Origin of the sequence: Streptomyces gamaensis, from assembly GCF_042656465.1 — a bacterium.
Taxonomy (GTDB): Bacteria; Actinomycetota; Actinomycetes; order Streptomycetales; family Streptomycetaceae; genus Streptomyces; species Streptomyces gamaensis.
The window spans coordinates 58,511-75,582 of the sequence record NZ_JBHSPB010000007.1 but is presented as its reverse complement, the minus strand read 5'-3'; the positions used below and the strand labels follow the sequence as shown (position 1 = coordinate 75,582).

18 protein-coding genes and 1 pseudogene are annotated in these 17,072 nt (G+C 72.7%); 18 read left to right on the top strand and 1 reads right to left on the bottom strand.

From position 1 onward, the window contains the following. Positions 1-82: 82 nt before the first annotated feature. From rplS to ACFP1Z_RS13235, 12 genes are all read left to right on the top strand, one after another. Entirely contained in the window at positions 83-433 is a 351-nt protein-coding gene (gene rplS, locus ACFP1Z_RS13290) for a 50S ribosomal protein L19 (RefSeq protein ID WP_390316682.1), read from the top strand. A gap of 44 nt (positions 434-477) precedes the next feature. Then, entirely contained in the window at positions 478-1,308 is an 831-nt protein-coding gene (gene lepB, locus ACFP1Z_RS13285) for a signal peptidase I (protein WP_390316376.1), read from the top strand. Next, positions 1,301-2,449, top strand: coding sequence for a signal peptidase I (lepB, locus tag ACFP1Z_RS13280; RefSeq protein ID WP_390316375.1), 1,149 nt, complete (start codon positions 1,301-1,303; stop codon positions 2,447-2,449). The genes lepB (ACFP1Z_RS13285) and lepB (ACFP1Z_RS13280) overlap by 8 nt, the downstream gene beginning before the upstream one ends. Continuing rightward, positions 2,370-3,305, top strand: coding sequence for a signal peptidase I (gene lepB / locus ACFP1Z_RS13275; RefSeq protein WP_390316374.1), 936 nt, complete (start codon positions 2,370-2,372; stop codon positions 3,303-3,305). Before lepB (ACFP1Z_RS13280) ends, lepB (ACFP1Z_RS13275) begins: the two co-directional genes overlap by 80 nt. 84 nt (positions 3,306-3,389) lie before the next feature. Beyond that, entirely contained in the window at positions 3,390-4,139 is a 750-nt protein-coding gene (lepB, locus tag ACFP1Z_RS13270; RefSeq protein ID WP_390316373.1) for a signal peptidase I, read from the top strand. Beyond that, positions 4,129-4,641, top strand: coding sequence for an NUDIX hydrolase (locus ACFP1Z_RS13265; protein WP_390316372.1), 513 nt, complete (start codon positions 4,129-4,131; stop codon positions 4,639-4,641). The genes lepB (ACFP1Z_RS13270) and ACFP1Z_RS13265 overlap by 11 nt, the downstream gene beginning before the upstream one ends. Before the next feature lie 39 nt (positions 4,642-4,680). Beyond that, positions 4,681-4,989 carry a DUF2469 domain-containing protein gene (locus ACFP1Z_RS13260; RefSeq protein WP_004944840.1) on the top strand — a complete coding sequence of 103 codons (309 nt, stop codon included), beginning with the start codon at positions 4,681-4,683 and terminating at the stop codon, positions 4,987-4,989. Between the two features lie 145 nt (positions 4,990-5,134). Next, complete coding sequence (locus tag ACFP1Z_RS13255; RefSeq protein ID WP_390316681.1) at positions 5,135-5,539, top strand: YraN family protein; 405 nt, start codon at positions 5,135-5,137, stop codon at positions 5,537-5,539. Continuing rightward, positions 5,539-7,155 (top strand): YifB family Mg chelatase-like AAA ATPase, encoded by a 1,617-nt coding sequence (locus ACFP1Z_RS13250; protein ID WP_390316371.1) that lies wholly within the window; start codon positions 5,539-5,541, stop codon positions 7,153-7,155. The genes ACFP1Z_RS13255 and ACFP1Z_RS13250 overlap by 1 nt, the downstream gene beginning before the upstream one ends. Before the next feature lie 167 nt (positions 7,156-7,322). After that, positions 7,323-8,519 (top strand): DNA-processing protein DprA, encoded by a 1,197-nt coding sequence (gene dprA / locus ACFP1Z_RS13245; protein ID WP_390316370.1) that lies wholly within the window; start codon positions 7,323-7,325, stop codon positions 8,517-8,519. A 94-nt stretch (positions 8,520-8,613) separates the two neighbouring features. Beyond that, the gene (whiG, locus tag ACFP1Z_RS13240; protein WP_390316369.1) at positions 8,614-9,450 is read left to right on the top strand and encodes an RNA polymerase sigma factor WhiG; all 837 of its coding nucleotides are present in this window, start codon (positions 8,614-8,616) and stop codon (positions 9,448-9,450) included. Between the two features lie 163 nt (positions 9,451-9,613). Beyond that, entirely contained in the window at positions 9,614-10,168 is a 555-nt protein-coding gene (locus tag ACFP1Z_RS13235; RefSeq protein WP_390316680.1) for a TetR/AcrR family transcriptional regulator, read from the top strand. A 204-nt stretch (positions 10,169-10,372) separates the two neighbouring features. On the opposite strand, the pseudogene ACFP1Z_RS13230 reads toward ACFP1Z_RS13235, so the two are convergent. Beyond that, positions 10,373-10,888, bottom strand: a pseudogene (locus ACFP1Z_RS13230) (M23 family metallopeptidase); the annotation flags it as partial. 317 nt (positions 10,889-11,205) lie between these two features. On the opposite strand from ACFP1Z_RS13230, the gene rpsB reads away from it, so the two are divergent. From rpsB to rlmN, 6 genes are all read left to right on the top strand, one after another. Continuing rightward, the gene (gene rpsB / locus ACFP1Z_RS13225) at positions 11,206-12,045 is read left to right on the top strand and encodes a 30S ribosomal protein S2 (RefSeq protein ID WP_390316368.1); all 840 of its coding nucleotides are present in this window, start codon (positions 11,206-11,208) and stop codon (positions 12,043-12,045) included. Positions 12,046-12,146: 101 nt separating this feature from the next. Further along, on the top strand, positions 12,147-12,983 hold the full coding sequence (gene tsf / locus ACFP1Z_RS13220; RefSeq protein ID WP_390316367.1) for a translation elongation factor Ts: 837 nt from the start codon (positions 12,147-12,149) through the stop codon (positions 12,981-12,983). A 161-nt stretch (positions 12,984-13,144) separates the two neighbouring features. Further along, positions 13,145-13,924, top strand: coding sequence for a UMP kinase (gene pyrH / locus ACFP1Z_RS13215; protein ID WP_390316366.1), 780 nt, complete (start codon positions 13,145-13,147; stop codon positions 13,922-13,924). A 165-nt stretch (positions 13,925-14,089) separates the two neighbouring features. Continuing rightward, a complete protein-coding gene (gene frr / locus ACFP1Z_RS13210; RefSeq protein ID WP_390316365.1) occupies positions 14,090-14,647 on the top strand; it encodes a ribosome recycling factor in 558 nt (185 codons plus the stop codon). Continuing rightward, positions 14,647-15,741: a phosphatidate cytidylyltransferase gene (locus ACFP1Z_RS13205; protein ID WP_390316364.1), complete on the top strand. Its 1,095-nt coding sequence runs from the start codon at positions 14,647-14,649 to the stop codon at positions 15,739-15,741. The genes frr and ACFP1Z_RS13205 overlap by 1 nt, the downstream gene beginning before the upstream one ends. 163 nt (positions 15,742-15,904) lie before the next feature. Beyond that, the gene (rlmN, locus tag ACFP1Z_RS13200) at positions 15,905-17,017 is read left to right on the top strand and encodes a dual-specificity RNA methyltransferase RlmN (protein ID WP_390316363.1); all 1,113 of its coding nucleotides are present in this window, start codon (positions 15,905-15,907) and stop codon (positions 17,015-17,017) included. Positions 17,018-17,072 lie beyond the last annotated feature (55 nt).

Genomic DNA, 17,072 nt, shown 5'->3' with positions numbered 1-17,072 from the left:
CCCGCCCGGTGGATCGGCAGCACTGTCAGACTCTCTACGAATACCGCTGATGACCTGTGGCATCGGCGAGGAAGCAGACATCATGTCCCACCTGCTCGACTCCGTCGACGCCGCGTCGCTGCGCACCGACGTCCCGGCCTTCCGCCCCGGTGACACCGTCAACGTGCACGTCCGCGTGATCGAGGGCAACCGCTCCCGTATCCAGCAGTTCAAGGGTGTTGTCATCCGCCGCCAGGGTGCGGGCGTCCGCGAGACCTTCACGGTCCGCAAGGTCTCCTTCTCCGTCGGCGTCGAGCGCACCTTCCCGGTGCACAGCCCGATCTTCGAGAAGATCGAGCTGATCAGCCGCGGTGACGTCCGCCGCGCCAAGCTGTACTACCTGCGTGAGCTGCGCGGCAAGGCCGCGAAGATCAAGGAGAAGCGCGAGCACTGAGCTTCTCGCCGGTGTTCCGGAGCGGCCGGATAGGCTCTGGCCCGATGGACACCGACACACAGCTTCCGGAGCGCGACCGCTCCTCCGGGCCCGTACAGGGCGAGGAGGAGGGGCCGCGCTCCGCGCGTATCACGGACCGCGGCGGCCTGCGCGGGGCGCTGTCCGCCGTGCTCCGGTGGCCGGGCGGGGGCGGGCCGCTGCGCCGGGCCGGGGTGCTGCTCGTGGCCTGCGTGATCGTGCTGCTGCTGGTCGGCAACTGTCTCGTCCAGCCCTTCCTGATCCCCAGCGGCTCGATGCGCGGCACCCTCGCCGTGGGGGACCGGGTGCTGGTCAACAAGCTCGCCTACCGCTTCGGCGGGACGCCGCAGCGCGGCGACGTGATCGTCTTCGACGGCCTCGGCTCCTTCACCCAGGAGACGCCCGAGGAGAACCCGCTGGCCGCGCTCGTCCGCGAGGGCGCCTCCTCGGTCGGTCTCATGAGCCCCGCGCGCAACGACTACATCAAGCGCGTCGTGGGCACCGGCGGTGACCGCGTCACCTGCTGCGACCGGCTCGGCCGGATCATGGTCAACGGGCAGCCCGTCGACGAGGACTACCTGTATCCGGGCGACGAGCCGTCGAGGGTGCCCTTCGACATCGTGGTGCCGGACGGCAGGCTGTGGGTGATGGGCGACCACCGCAGCGACTCCCGGGACTCGCGCGACCACCTGGGGGAGCCGGGCGGCGGCACCGTCCCGGTGGACCGGGTCGTCGGGCGCGCGGACTGGATCGGCTGGCCCTTCGGGCACATCCGCTCGCTCCAGCGGCCCGGCTCGTTCGCGCGGGTCCCCGACCCGGACTCCGGTCCTGGGCACGCCGGGGCGCCGCATGGGTAGCCGGGGGCGTACGCAGCCGGGGCACGCGCGCCCGGTACGGGCCGAGGCCGGCGGGCAGGCCGCCGCGGTCCCCGGCGGCCGTGCCGCGCGCCGCAGAGCGGCCCAGCGGGTCAAGCGGCGCCGGCGCCGGTCCCTGGCCAAGGAGGTGCCGGTCCTCATCACGGTGGCGCTGCTGATCGCCCTGGTGCTCAAGACGTTCCTTGTGCAGGCGTTCGTGATCCCCTCCGGGTCGATGGAGCAGACGATCCGCATCGGCGACCGGGTGCTGGTGGACAAACTCACGCCCTGGTTCGGTTCGAAGCCCGGGCGCGGCGACGTCGTGGTCTTCAAGGACCCCGGCGGCTGGCTGGACGCCGAACAGCGGGCGGCCGCCGCCGCGAGCGACCCGGTGGGCGTCAAACAGGCCAAGGAATTCCTCACGTTCATCGGGCTGCTGCCGTCCGCCGACGAACAGGACCTGATCAAGCGGGTCATCGGCGTCGGCGGCGACACCGTCACGTGCTGTGACACCAACGGCAAAATCACGGTCAACGGCAAGGCTCTCGACGAGCCCTACATCCATCCCGGGAACCCGCCCTCGCAGCTGGAGTTCAACGTGCGCGTGCCACCGGGGCGGCTGTTCGTCCTGGGCGACCACCGCAGCAACTCCGGTGACTCGCGCTACCACTTGAACGAACCCGGCGGCGGTACCGTCCCGGAGGACCTCGTCGTCGGGCGCGCGGTGGTGATCGCCTGGCCGCTGGGACACTGGCGGAGCCTGTCGGAACCGGGACCGTTCGCATCCGTGGGCAACGCGCCGCGCGCGGCACCGCAACCGGGCGGCTTCACGCATAGTGTGTCCCTCACGGATCAGGACGGAATGATCCGGCTCCCGACCCCTGCGGAACTCCCGCTCGTTATGGGAGTGGCGGGCCTGCGTCGTACGTACGACAGGCGGCACAGTGGCGAAAGGAGTGGTTGTGGGGGACTTGGCGGTCGGCGCACGGTCCGGTCACGAAGAGCCCGACAAGCGGCCCGGAGGGACCGACGGGTCGCCGGCGGGCGGAGCGCCGGAGGATGCCATGTCCTCTGCGGACCGGGCGGCCCGGACGGACGAGGGGGGACCGGAGAGGTCCGGGGGCGACGGCGGGGCGCCTGGTGACGGCCCCGGCACGGGCTCCGGTGACACGCAGCCGAAGAAGCAGCGCTCGTTCCTGAAGGAGCTGCCGATCCTCATCGGCATCGCCCTGGTGCTCGCGCTCGTCATCAAGACGTTCCTGGTGCAGGCGTTCTCGATCCCGTCCGACTCGATGCAGAACACCCTGCAGCGGGGCGACCGGGTGCTGGTGGACAAACTCACGCCCTGGTTCGGGGCGAAACCCGAGCGCGGCGAGGTCGTCGTCTTCCACGATCCGGGCGGCTGGCTGGACAACACCCAGACCCAGCCCTCCGGCCCGCTCGGCAGCGGGGTGCAGAAGGTGCTCAGCTTCATCGGGCTGATGCCGTCCGCGGAGGAGAAGGACCTCATCAAGCGGGTCATCGCGGTCGGCGGCGACACCGTCGAGTGCAAGGGCAACGACTCGCCGGTGCTCGTCAACGGCAAGCCGCTGAGCGAGAAGTCCTACATCTTCCCCGACAACACCCCCTGCGGCGACAAGCCCTTCGGCCCCATCAAGATCCCCAAGGACCGGCTGTGGGTGATGGGCGACCACCGCCAGGACTCCATGGACTCGCGCTGGCACCAGAACCTCAACGACGGCACCATCTCGGTCGAGGACGTCGTCGGCCGTGCCTTCGCGGTGGGCTGGCCGATCAACCGCTGGAGCTTCCTGCCCGTCCCCGACACCTTCGACCAGCCCGGGCTGAACGCGGCGGCGGGCGCGGTGCCCCCGGCGCTCGGGCTCGCCGGGGCCGTGCCGCTCGTCCTGTGGCGCCGGCGCCGGATCCTGGCGAAGGCGGCGCATTCCGGCCAGTCCGCGTCGGCAGCACAGCGGGAGAACGGGAGCACGCGGGGCTGACCGGCCCGCGTACCGCCCGGTAAGGTGCGTTCCCGCGCTCGACGAGCGCGGGAACGCACCTTTTCCACGACCGGGGGGCACGGGATGAGCGGAGCGGGACGCGAGGGCCACGGCCGTGCCGGCAGGGTGCTGTCCGGGCTGGCCGTGGCCGTCGGCTGTGTGCTCTTCCTCGGCGCTTTCGTCTGGGGAGCGCTGCTGTACCGCCCGTACACCGTGCCCACGGACTCCATGGCGCCCACCATCGGGAGCGGCGACCACGTCCTCGCCCAGCGCGTGACCGGCGGACAGGTGCGGCGCGGGGACATCGTCGTCTTCCAGGACCGGCTCTGGGGCGACACCCCCATGATCAAACGCGTGGTCGCGGTCGGCGGCGACACAGTGGCCTGCTGCGACCGCCAGGGACGGCTGACCGTGGCCGGCCGGCCGGTCGACGAACCGTATCTGCGGTCGTCCGGTCCCGCCTCCCTCACCCCGTTCTCCACCACCGTGCCCGAGGGGCGGCTGTTCCTCCTGGGGGACCACCGCGGCGACTCCATCGACTCCCGGGGCCACCTCGCGGATGCCGGCCAGGGCACCGTGCCCCGGGACGCGGTGAAAGCGCGCGTCGACGCCACGGCCTGGCCGGCGGGCAGCTGGGGGATGATGGACAGGCCCCCCGCGTTCGACGCCCTGCCGGGCGGCACCTCCCGGCCGGGCCCGCTGCCGCTGATCGCGGCCGCGGCGGGCGCGGGCGCGCTGCTCGTCCTGGGCGGCGCGGCGTACGGGCCGCTGGCGCGCCTGCTCGCCCCACGGCGGGCCGGCGGTGCGAAGGAGGTGGCGAGCGGTGCCCGATGACGCACCCGCGACCCCGGCCACGGGGTACCGGCGCGCCGCGCGCGTCGTCCTGCTCGATCCGGACGACCGCGTCCTGCTCCTGTACGGCCACGACCCCGACGATCCCGCGAGCACATGGTGGTTCACGCCCGGCGGCGGGATCGAGGGCGACGAGAGCGGCGAGGAGGCGGCCCGCCGCGAGCTCGCCGAGGAGACCGGTATCACCGACGCCGAGCTCGGCCCGCTGCTGTGGCGGCGCCGCTGCTCCTTCCCCTTCGACGGGCGGCGCTGGGAGCAGGAGGAGGACTTCTACCTGGCCCGCACCCGGCAGCGCGGGGTGTGGACGGGCGGCAGTACGGACCTGGAACGGCGCAGCGTCACGGGACTGCGCTGGTGGACGTGCGCGGAACTGTTCACGTCCCGTGAGACGGTGTATCCGACCAGTCTCGCCGGACTGCTGCGTAGGCTGCTCGACGAGGGGCCCCCGAGGACACCCGTGCTCCTGGAGACGGAGCGGTCCTGACGCACAATGGGGGGACGCACGGCTGAAGGGGAACATGCCATGAGCGCCGAGGACCTCGAAAAGTACGAGACCGAGATGGAGCTCAAGCTCTACCGGGAGTACCGCGATGTCGTCGGTCTGTTCAAATACGTGATCGAGACCGAGCGTCGCTTCTACCTCACCAACGACTACGAGATGCAGGTGCACTCGGTGCAGGGGGAGGTCTTCTTCGAGGTGTCGATGGCCGACGCGTGGGTGTGGGACATGTACCGGCCCGCCCGCTTCGTCAAGCAGGTGCGCGTGCTGACCTTCAAGGACGTGAACATCGAGGAGCTCAACAAGAGCGATCTCGACCTTCCGAGTGGCTGAGTTCTCCACAACCGGCCGGTAGTCCACCAAGATCCAACAGTTCGCGGCGGGTGCGGCACAGTCGGTGCCGGAGGTGGTGCCCATGCTGCGGGCGAGGGGGGACGGGGCGTTCCCGGGACACGGAGGGGCGCGGGCCGGCCGGGCCCTGCGGGCGGCGGCCGGGGGACCGGCGGCCGGCGGGGGCGGCTCCGGGCAGGCCCGGCGGGCGCTCGGGCGGTACGGGGAGGGCCTGGCGGTGCGCCGGCTCACCGAGGCGGGGCTCGTGGTCCTGGAGCGCAACTGGCGCTGCCGGGGCGGCGAGCTCGACGTGATCGCGCGCGACGGCGACGCGCTGGTCGTCGTCGAGGTCAAGACCCGCCGCCGCGGCGGCTACGAGCATCCGATGGCGGCGGTCACCCCGGCCAAGGCCGAGCGGCTGCGGCGGCTCGCCGAGGGGTGGCTCGCCGGGCGCGGCGGCGCGCCGCCGGGCGGGGTGCGCATCGACGTGGTGGGCGTCGTGGTCCCCGACCGGGGAGCTCCCTTCGTCGAGCACGTCAAAGGGGTGGCGTGATGGGCTTCGCACGCACCTGCTCGGTGGCCCTGGTCGGCGTCGAGGGCGTGGTCGTCGAGGTGCAGGCCGACCTGGAGCCCGGGGTGGCCGCCTTCACGCTGGTGGGGCTGCCCGACAAGAGCCTCGTGGAGAGCCGGGACCGGGTCCGGGCGGCCATGGTGAACTCGGGCGCCGAGTGGCCGCAGAAGAAGCTGACCGTGGGGCTGAGCCCGGCCTCGGTGCCCAAGGCCGGCAGCGGCTTCGACCTCGCCGTGGCCTGCGCGGTCCTCGGCGCGGCCGAGCGCCTCGACCCGCGCGCCATGGCCGAGCTCGTGCTCATCGGCGAGCTCGGCCTCGACGGCCGGGTGCGCCCCGTGCGCGGGGTGCTGCCGGCCGTCCTGGCCGCCGCCGACGCCGGATACCGCCAGGTCGTGGTCCCCGAGCGGACGGCGGCCGAGGCCGCGCTGGTCCCCGGAGTCTCGGTGCTCGGTGTGCGCAGCCTGCGCCAGCTGATCGCGGTCCTGGCGGACGAGCCGGTGCCCGAGGAGGAGGAGCCGCCCCGGGAGGGGCAGCCCGATCCCATGCTCGCCGGGCTGTCGGTGCCCGGGGCGGGGCTGGGCACCGGAGTGCTGTGCCGGGAGGGCGCCACGGCCCGGCCGCTCGACATGGCCGAGGTCGCGGGCCAGGGCACCGCCCGCCGGGCCCTGGAGGTCGCGGCCGCGGGCGGCCACCACCTCTATCTCTCCGGGCCGCCCGGCGCCGGCAAGACGATGCTCGCCGAGCGACTCCCGGGGCTGCTGCCGCCGCTGACGCAGCAGGAGGCCCTGGAAGTCACCGCGGTGCACTCGGTGGCCGGAGTCCTGCCGCCCGGCAAGCCGCTGGTGGACACCCCGCCGTACTGCGCCCCGCACCACTCGGCGACGATGGCGTCGCTGATCGGCGGCGGCACCGGGTTGCCGAGGCCGGGCGCGGTGTCGCTGGCGCACAAGGGCGTTCTCTTCCTGGACGAGGCGCCGGAGTTCGGAAGCCGGGCGCTCGAAGCGCTCAGACAGCCCCTGGAGTCCGGGCACGTGGTGGTCGCCCGGTCCGCCGGGATGATGCGCATGCCCGCCAGGTTCCTCCTCCTGCTGGCCGCCAATCCGTGCCCGTGCGGGCGGCATTCGGAGCTCGTGGAGGGCTGCGAGTGCACGCCGATGGCGATCCGCCGCTACCAGGCGCGGCTGTCCGGGCCGCTGCTCGACCGGGTCGATCTGCGGGTCAGGGTCGAGGCGGTGAGTCGGGCCGAGCTGTCCGGGCGGGACGGCCCGGCGGAGAGCACCGGGACGATCGCCGCACGGGTGCGCGAGGCCCGTGAGCGGGCCGCCGCCCGGTACGGGGCGACCCCGTGGCGGGTCAACAGCGAGGTGCCGGGGCACGAGCTGCGCACCCGCTGGCATCCGGCGCCCGACGCGCTGCGGGAGGCCGAACGCGATCTGGAGTACGGGCTGTTGACGGCCCGTGGCCTGGACCGGGTGCTTCGCGTCGCCTGGACGGTCGCGGACCTGTCCGGCCGCGACCGCCCCGAGGCCGGGGATGTCGCGCAGGCCCTCGAACTGCGTACGGGGGTGCCGAGGGGGCAGCCGGTGGGCTCGGGGTGAGACGGGCGGGTGGCCGGTGAAGGGCGGGGCGGGTCCGTCGACGCTGGCCCCCCCGAGCCCGCGGTGCCGGGAACGGGGACGGCCGGGCGGGGGCGACCGGAGGCGAGGGGCCCGGGCGGGCCGGAGTTCACAGCGTGGGGCGGCAGCGGCGGAAGGGAGCGGGGGAGATGGCCGTGCCGAGCGGGGCGGGTGGGCCGTGGACGGAGGAGCAGCTGGCGCGGGCCGCGCTGACGCGGCTCACCGAGCCGGGGGACGAGACCGTGGGGAGATGGCTGCGACAGCTCGGGCCGGTACGGCTGGCGCGCGGGCTGACCGGGGCCGGGCCGCCCCCGAAGGGGGCGAGCGCGGAGCGGCTGGCCGGCTGCCGGGCACGGGCAGCCGCGGCCGATCCCCGCCGCGACCTGGAGTACGTCGCGGCGCTGGGCGGCCGCTTCGTGTGCCCCGGCGACCTCGAATGGCCCGGACAGCTCGACGACTTGGGGGATGCCCGCCCCGTCGGGCTGTGGGTGCGCGGCAGCGCCGACCTGCGGCTGTGGGCCCTGCGCTCGGTCGCCGTCGTCGGTGCCCGGGCCTGCAGCGACTACGGCTCGCACGTCGCCACCCGGCTCGGCGCCGGGCTCGCCGAGCGCGGCTGGGCCGTCGTCAGCGGGGCGGCCTACGGCGTGGACGGGGCGGCGCACCGGGGGGCGCTCGCCGCGAGCGGGGCGACCGTGGCCGTCCTGGCCTGCGGGATCGATGTGCCCTACCCCAGGGGACACACGGAGTTGCTCGACCGCATCGTCGAACAGGGCCTCCTCGTGGCCGAGTTGCCGCCCGGAGGGCACCCCACGCGCAGCCGCTTCGTCCTGCGTAACAGAGTCATCGCCGCGTTGACGCGGGGGACCGTGGTCGTGGAGGCCCAGTACCGCAGCGGATCACTCGTCACGGCCCGGCGGGCACGGGAGTTGGGCAGGCACACGATGGCCGTGCCGGGCCCGGTCACCTCGGCGCTGTCGGCGGGGGTCCACGAACTGCTGCGGGGGGAGGCGTGCCTGGTGACCGATGCCGACGACATCGCCGAACTGGTGGGCGCCATGGGGGAGCTGGCTCCGCGGCGGCGCGGCCCCGTCGTGGCGCGGGACCTGCTCTCCCCCGCGGTGGCGGCCGTGCTGGAAGCGGTGCCGGCGGACGGCGGGACGCTGGAGACCGTCGCCCGCGACGCGGGCCTCGGCCCGGACGGCACGCTCAAACGCCTCTACGAGCTCCAGGCCCTCGGCTTCGTCGAACGCCACGGTGAGCAATGGCAGTTGGCCGGGCCCTCGTCAACATCCGGCACCCCCAAGCCCCCCGGACGGCGCCCACCCGCGCGGCGAGGCGGTTCTTGACCTGGGGCGATCGGGTGAAAAGGTTAAGGGGACGACCACGGGGGCCGATACGGCGACCGATCCCACGTCACAGCAGAACGGCTCAAGACGACGCATGCCCCAGCACACCTCCGGTTCCGACCGCGCGGCGGTACCGCCCGCAGCGCGCGGCGCCGTGCGCACCGGCGCACCCTCGACGCTCGACGAGCTGTGGCGGTCGTACAAGGCGTCGGGCGACGACCGGTTGCGGGAGCAGCTGATCCTGCACTACTCGCCCCTGGTGAAATACGTGGCGGGCCGGGTCAGCGTGGGGCTGCCGCCCAATGTCGAGCAGGCGGACTTCGTCTCCTCCGGGGTCTTCGGACTCATCGACGCCATCGAGAAGTTCGACCCCGCCCGGGAGATCAAGTTCGAGACCTACGCCATCACCCGGATCCGCGGGGCGATGATCGACGAACTGCGGGCGCTGGACTGGATCCCCCGTTCCGTACGGCAGAAGGCGCGCGCCGTCGAGCAGGCGTACGCGACGCTGGAGGCGGCGCTGCGGCGTACCCCCAGCGAGGCCGAGGTGGCGGCGGAGATGGGCATCGCCGTCGAGGAACTGCACGGGGTTTTCAGCCAGTTGTCGCTCGCCAACGTGGTGGCGCTGGAGGAGCTGCTGCACGTCGGCGGCGAGGGCGGCGAGCGGCTGAGCCTGATGGACACGCTGGAGGACACCGCCGCCGACGACCCGGTCGAGGTGGCCGAGGACCGGGAGCTGCGCCGGCTCCTCGCCCGGGCCATCAACACCCTGCCGGAACGCGAGAAGACGGTGGTCACCCTCTACTACTACGAGGGCCTCACCCTCGCCGAGATCGGTCAGGTGCTCGGTGTCACGGAGAGCCGGGTGAGCCAGATCCACACCAAGTCCGTGCTCCAGCTGCGGGCCAAGCTCGCCGACGTCGGCCGCTGACCGGCCCGGAGGCGCAGCGGAAGCGGGGCGGAGGCCGCCGGCGGGGCGGATCCGGCCGGGCGCGGGTGTCGAACACCCCGCCGACCTCGATCGCGGCGCCCGCTGTCCGTAGAGTGGGGTCGTGCCCAGGATTCGAGCGGCCTCAGTGGCCGAGCACCGGACGATGCAGCGAGCCGCCCTGCTGGACGCCGCCCGCACCCTGCTCTCCGAAGGCGGTACGGAGGCGCTGACCTTCCCGGCCCTGGCCGAGCGGACGGGTCTGGCGCGGTCCTCCGTCTATGAGTACTTCCGCTCGCGGGGAGCCGTGGTCGAGGAGCTGTGCGCCGTCGACTTCCCCGTCTGGGCGGCCGAGGTCGAGGCCGCCATGGAGGGCGTGGACACCCCCGAGGCGAAGATCGAGGTGTATGTGCGCCGGCAGCTCGCCCTCGTCGGCGACCGGCGGCACCGGGCCGTCGTGGCGATCTCCGCGGGCGAGCTGGACGCGGGCGCCCGGGAGAAGATCCGCGCCGCGCACGGCGGGCTCGTCGCCATGGTCGTGGAGGCCCTGGAAGGGCTGGGCCACGAGCAGCCCCGCCTCGCCGCGATGCTCCTGCAGGGCGTGGTGGACGCCGCCGTCCGCCGCATCGAACTCGGCGCCGCCGAGCACCCGGACCGCATCACGGAAGCGGCGGTCTCCATGGCCCTGCACGGGGTCGCGGGCGAGGGGCAGCAGGCGTGACGGCGGTCGGCGCAGCATCCACGGCGGCAGCAGGGTGAGCGGGTCGAGATAGACCTCGCCGCGCAGCAGGCCCCAGTGCAGACAGCTCACCGGGCCCGGGGCGGCGGCCGCCGGTTCCGCGCAGTGGGGGAGGAAGGGGCCGGCGTCCAGGGTGGCGACCTCCTGCCCCGCCGCGACGCGGTCGCCCTTGCGCACCGTGGCCCGCACCGGCTCGTAGGTGATCCGCAGCGGCGGCTCGCCCGTCGCGGACAGCTCGATCGCCAGCACGCCGCGCCCGGCGACCGTGCCCACGAAGGAGACGGTGCCGGGGGCGGCCGCGCGCAGCGGCTGTCCGGGGCGGGCGTCGAGGTCGACGCCGCGGTGGCCCGCCGCCCAGCGCACCGGGGGCGGCCGGAAGGCCCGCACGACCCGGGGCCGGGGCCCGTGGGAGCCGCTGACCGGCCACGCCCGTTCCCCCGCGGCGAGCCCCGCCCCGCCGCCCTCGGCCGTCACCGCCGAGGCCACCGCGGCGGCCGGCGCGGGCCGCGCGTACGCCACGCCCGCGACGAGGGACACGACCGCCACGAGGACACAGAGCGTGACCGCCGCCAGGAGCGGACGTGACGCCGACGGAGGCCGTGCCACGGGCCGGCGGCGCGTGGGCGGCGGCCCCGCGGGCGGGCGGGACCGGTGACGGGGACGGCGCCCGGAGCGCCGCGCGGAAGCCGGGAGCGAGGTCATGTCCGTACCGTGGCGCAAGCCGCCGCATCGCGGGGATCTTGAGCCTGATCTGTGGATTACCCACCGGTTGGGGACAAGCCCGTCACCCGGGCCCCGCCCGGTCCCGTACACTTCTCATGGCGATCCGGGTCACCGGGTCGACTTCGCACGCCCCGCCGCCGGTGCTTTCGTCCCTCCTCGGGCAGCCCGGTGGCCGTGCCTCTCGGTCCGCGGAAAGGTTCCTCGCAAGGGCACCCTCCACGGCAGGCGCGCCGGGGCGTCAGGAGCGGCGGCCACCCGGCCGTCGTCACGAACCGAGTATTTCAAGGAGCGCGGCCATGGCCGTCGTCACGATGCGGGAGCTGCTGGAGAGCGGCGTCCACTTCGGTCACCAGACCCGTCGTTGGAACCCGAAGATGAAGCGTTTCATCTTCACGGAGCGCAACGGCATCTACATCATCGACCTGCTGCAGTCGCTGTCCTACATCGACCGCGCCTACGAGTTCGTGAAGGAGACCGTCGCGCACGGCGGTTCCATCATGTTCGTCGGCACGAAGAAGCAGGCCCAGGAGGCCATCGCCGAGCAGGCGACCCGCGTCGGCATGCCCTACGTCAACCAGCGCTGGCTGGGCGGCATGCTCACCAACTTCTCGACCGTCTACAAGCGCCTGCAGCGCCTGAAGGAGCTCGAGCTCATCGACTTCGAGGATGTGGCCGCCTCCGGCCTCACCAAGAAGGAGCTCCTGGTCCTCTCCCGCGAGAAGGCCAAGCTGGAGAAGACCCTCGGCGGTATCCGCGAGATGCAGAAGGTGCCGAGCGCCATCTGGGTCGTGGACACCAAGAAGGAGCACATCGCCGTCGGTGAGGCGCGCAAGCTCAAGATCCCGGTCGTCGCGATCCTCGACACCAACTGCGACCCCGACGAGGTCGACTACAAGATCCCGGGCAACGACGACGCGATCCGCTCCGTCACCCTGCTCACCCGTGTGATCGCCGACGCCGTCGCCGAGGGCCTCATCGCCCGCTCCGGTGCCGCCGGTGAGGGCAAGGGCGAGAAGGCCGCCGGCGAGCCGCTCGCCGAGTGGGAGCGCGACCTGCTCGAGGGCGAGAAGAAGGCCGACGAGAAGCCGGCCGAGGCCGCTGCCGAGGCTCCGGCCGCGGACGCCGAGCAGGCCTGACAATTCACGTCGCGGTAGTCGACGGCGGGGGCCGGTGCAGCAGCACCGCCCCCGCCGTGCACCCGTAGTCACGAACGACTTTCGAGGAAGATTCACAGACCATGGCGAACTTCACCGCCGCTGACGTCAAGAAGCTCCGCGAGCTCACCGGCGCCGGCATGATGGACTGCAAGAAGGCGCTGACCGAGGCCGAGGGCGACCTGGACAAGGCCGTCGAGATCGTCCGCGTCAAGGGCCTGAAGGGCGTGGCCAAGCGCGAGAGCCGCACCACCGAGAACGGTGCCGTCGTCTCCGTGATCGCCGAGGACAACGCCTCCGGCGTGATCCTTGAGCTCAAGTGCGAGACCGACTTCGTCGCCAAGGGCGAGAAGTTCCTGGCCGTCGCCGACGCGCTCGCCGCCCACGTCGCCAAGACCGCTCCGGCCGACGCCGAGGCCCTGATGGCCTCCGAGATCGAGCCCGGCAAGACCGTGCAGGCCTTCGTGGACGAGGCCAACGCGACCCTCGGCGAGAAGATCGTCGTGGACCGCTTCGCCCGCTTCGCCGACGGCTACGTCGCTGTCTACATGCACCGCACGGCCGCCGACCTGCCGCCGCAGGTCGCCGTCCTCGTCGAGCTCGACAAGGAGAACGCCGAGGTCGCCAAGGACGTCGCGCAGCACATCGCCGCGTTCGCCCCGAAGTTCGTCTCCCGCGCGGACATCCCGGCCGACCTCCTGGACAACGAGCGTCGCGTCGCCGAGGCGACCGCCCGCGAGGAGGGCAAGCCCGAGGCCGCCCTGCCGAAGATCGTCGAGGGTCGTGTCACGGGCTTCGTCAAGGAGAACGCCGTGCTGGAGCAGGCGTTCGCCAAGGACAGCAAGAAGACCGTCCAGAAGGTCCTCGACGAGGCCGGTGTCACGCTGAAGCGCTTCGCGCGCATCCGCGTCGGCGCCTGAGTCGTCAGCAGGGCAGCGAAAGACCTGCGACCCGCTAGGGTCGTACGCAGCCGGCCCGTCACCGGTCGGCCGCTGATGTGACGAGGAGGCCATTGCCGCACAGGGATCTCACAGGACCCACCGGCAATGGCCTTCTTCGTATGTGCACGAGGAGATCTCCAATGAACCAGGGTGCTGACGCCGCGCAGGCCGCCGACGACAAGAGCGCTCACCACGGCGGACGCCGCCGCTTCCTGCTGAAACTGTCCGGCGAGGCCTTCGCCGGCGGCGGGGGGCTCGGTGTCGACCCCGATGTCGTGCACGCCATCGCCCGGGAGATCGCCGCGGTCGTCCGCGAGGGCTACGAGATCGCGGTCGTCATCGGCGGAGGCAACTTCTTCCGCGGCGCCGAGCTGCAGCAGCGCGGCATGGACCGGGCCCGCTCCGACTACATGGGCATGCTCGGCACCGTGATGAACTCCCTGGCCCTGCAGGACTTCCTGGTCAAGGAGGGCATCGAGACCCGGGTGCAGACCGGGATCACCATGGGCCAGGTCGCCGAGCCCTTCATCCCGCTGCGCGCGGTGCGGCACCTGGAGAAGGGCCGTGTCGTGATCTTCGGCGCGGGCATGGGCATGCCCTACTTCTCCACCGACACCACCGCCGCCCAGCGTGCTCTGGAGATCCACGCCGAGGCCATCCTCATGGGCAAGAACGGCGTCGACGGGGTCTACGACTCGGACCCGAAGAAGAACCCCGACGCGGTGAAGTTCGACGCCCTGGAGTACAGCGAGGTGCTCGCCCGCGGTCTGAAGGTCGCCGACGCCACCGCCATCAGCCTGTGCATGGACAACAAGCTGCCGATCCTGGTCTTCGAGCTGCTCGCCGAGGGCAACATCGGGCGCGCTGTCAAGGGTGAGAAGATCGGCACGCTCGTGAGCGACCAGAGCACGCGGGACTGACCTCCCGCAGCCCGTCCCGCCGCAGCAGCCGGTGGCGGACGGCAACCCCCGGCCGCGGGAAGACCTCGGCACGGGGATGGACAACCGCCTGCCGGTCGGACACCGTGCAGGAGAAGACGCGCGCAGGGGCGAGGCTCTGCTTACTGATAACACCAGGAGCAAGTGGTGATCGAAGAGATCCTCCTCGAAGCCGAGGAGAAGATGGAGAAGGCCGTTGTGGTCGCCAAGGAGGACTTCGCGGCGATCCGCACCGGGCGTGCGCACCCCGCGATGTTCAACAAGATCGTGGCCGACTACTACGGGGCGCTGACGCCGATCAACCAGCTGGCGTCCTTCTCGGTGCCCGAGCCGCGCATGGCCGTGGTGACGCCCTTCGACAAGAGCGCACTGCGCAATATCGAGCAGGCCATCCGCGACTCCGACCTGGGCGTCAACCCCAGCAACGACGGCAATATCATCCGGGTGACGTTCCCCGAGCTGACCGAGCAGCGCCGCCGTGAGTTCGTGAAGGTCGCCAAGACCAAGGGCGAGGACGCCAAGGTCTCGATCCGTTCCGTGCGCCGCAAGGCCAAGGACGCCCTCGACAAGCTCGTCAAGGACAAGGAGACGGGCGAGGACGAGGTGCGCCGCGCGGAGAAGGAGCTCGACGACCTCACCGCGAAGTACGTCGCGCAGGTGGACGAGCTGCTCAAGCACAAGGAATCCGAGCTCCTAGAGGTCTGATGAACGAGACATCCTGGGGGGCCCCGCCGAGCACCGGGCACCGGTGGCCCGCCGACCGGGGACCGGCCGTATCGGCGGGTCCTGTGCGCGAGAGCGGCGGCGCGGCGCAGACTCGGCCCATGCCCATCGTGCCCGCCGCAGGCGGAGACCAGGACGACCGTGACCAGGGGGCCGCCCGCCTGAGCGGCCCCCTGTTCCGCGATGAACAGGAGCCCGCCATCCGGCCCCAGGAGCCCGCACCGGTGCCCTCGTCCCCCCAGGTGTCCCAGGCCGGGAAGAAGAGCGCCGGCCGCGATCTGCGTGCCGCGATAGGGGTCGGGCTGGGGCTCGGTGCGGTGATCCTCGCCTCGCTGTTCATCTACAAGCCCGTCTTCCTCGGCGTGATCGTGCTCGCCGTCGTCGTCGGGCTGTGGGAGCTGACCTCCCGGCTCGCCGAGCGCAAGGCGATCCGGGCCCCCCTGGTGCCGCTCGCGCTCGGCGGCGCCGCCATGGTCATCGCCGGCTACGCGGCCGGCGCCGAGGGCGCGTGGGTGGCCATGGCCTTCACCGCGCTGGCGGTGCTGCTGTGGCGGATGACCGAGCCGCCCGAGGACTACCTCCGGGATGTCACCGCGGGCATCTTCGCGGCGTTCTACGTACCGTTCCTCGCCACCTTCGTGGCGCTGATGCTCGCGGCGGGCGACGGTGCCTGGCGGGTGCTGACCTTCCTGATCCTGACGGTCGTCAGCGACACCGGCGCGTACGCGGTCGGCTGGAAGTTCGGCCGGCGCAAGCTCGCTCCGCGCATCAGCCCCGGCAAGACCCGTGAGGGGCTCATCGGCGCGGTCGTCTTCGCGATGGTGGCGGGCGCGCTGTGCATGCAGTTCCTCATCGACGGCGGCGCCTGGTGGCAGGGGCTGCTGCTCGGCCTCGCGGTCGCGGCCAGCGCCACCCTCGGCGACCTGGGCGAGTCGATGATCAAGCGGGATCTGGGCATCAAGGACATGGGAGCCCTGCTGCCCGGCCACGGCGGGATCATGGACCGGCTGGACTCGCTGCTGCCGACCGCGCCCGTGGTCTGGCTGCTCATGGTGATCTTCGTCGGCGCGGCCTGACGCGCGCCGGTTACCCTGGAAGGGCTCGCCGCCCACGCGGCGGGCCCTTTTCCGGCCCCGCGGCGGCCGCGGGCCCCGGCCCGGCCCCGCCCGCGCACCGTACGCCCGCGCGGCGTCGGCGCGGAACGCCGCCGTCACCGTCGTCCCCCGAGGAGTCCTGCCCATGGCACCGCCCCAGCCCGGTGTGCTCACGTTCGTCGCGCCGCGCGGTGCCAAGCAGCCCCCGCGCCACCTCGCCGACCTCAGCCCCGCCGAGCGCCGCGAGGCCGTCGCCGCCCTCGGCGAGAAGCCGTTCCGCGCCAAGCAGCTCTCGCAGCACTACTTCGCCCGCTACGCGCACGACCCCGCGCAGTGGACCGACATCCCGGCCGCCGCCCGCGAGAAGCTCGCGGAAGGGCTGCTGCCGGAGCTGATGAGCATCGTGCGGCACATCTCCTGCGACGAGGACACCACCCGCAAGACCCTGTGGCGGCTGCACGACGGCAAGCTCGTCGAGTCCGTCCTGATGCGCTACCCGGACCGGGTCACCATGTGCATCAGCTCGCAGGCGGGCTGCGGCATGAACTGCCCGTTCTGCGCCACCGGCCAGGCCGGCCTGGAGCGCAACCTGTCGACCGCCGAGATCGTGCACCAGATCGTCGACGGGATGCGGGCGCTGCGCGACGGCGAGGTGCCCGGGGGCCCCGCCCGGCTGTCCAACATCGTCTTCATGGGCATGGGCGAACCGCTCGCCAACTACAAGCGCGTCATCGGCGCCATCCGCCGGCTCACCGACCCCGAGCCCGACGGCCTGGGCCTGTCCCAGCGCGGCATCACCGTCTCCACCGTCGGCCTGGTCCCGGCCATGCTGCGGTTCGCCGACGAGGGCCTCAAGTGCCGTCTGGCGGTCTCCCTGCACGCGCCCGACGACGAGCTGCGCGACACCCTCGTGCCGGTCAACACCCGCTGGAAGGTCCGCGAGGTCCTCGACGCGGCCTGGGAGTACGCCGAGAAGTCCGGCCGCCGCGTCTCGATCGAGTACGCGCTGATCCGCGACATCAACGACCAGGCGTGGCGCGGCGACCTGCTCGGCCGGCTGCTCAAGGGCAAGCGCGTCCACGTCAACCTCATCCCGCTCAACCCCACCCCGGGCTCGAAGTGGACCGCCTCCCGGCCGGAGGACGAGCGCGCCTTCGTCGCGGCGATCGCCGCGCACGGCGTGCCCGTGACCGTACGGGACACACGCGGCCAGGAGATCGACGGCGCCTGCGGACAGCTGGCGGCGGCCGAGCGCTGACCGCGCGGGCCCCGCGCCCCGGGGCCCGCCGACCGGCACTGATACGGTGCACTCG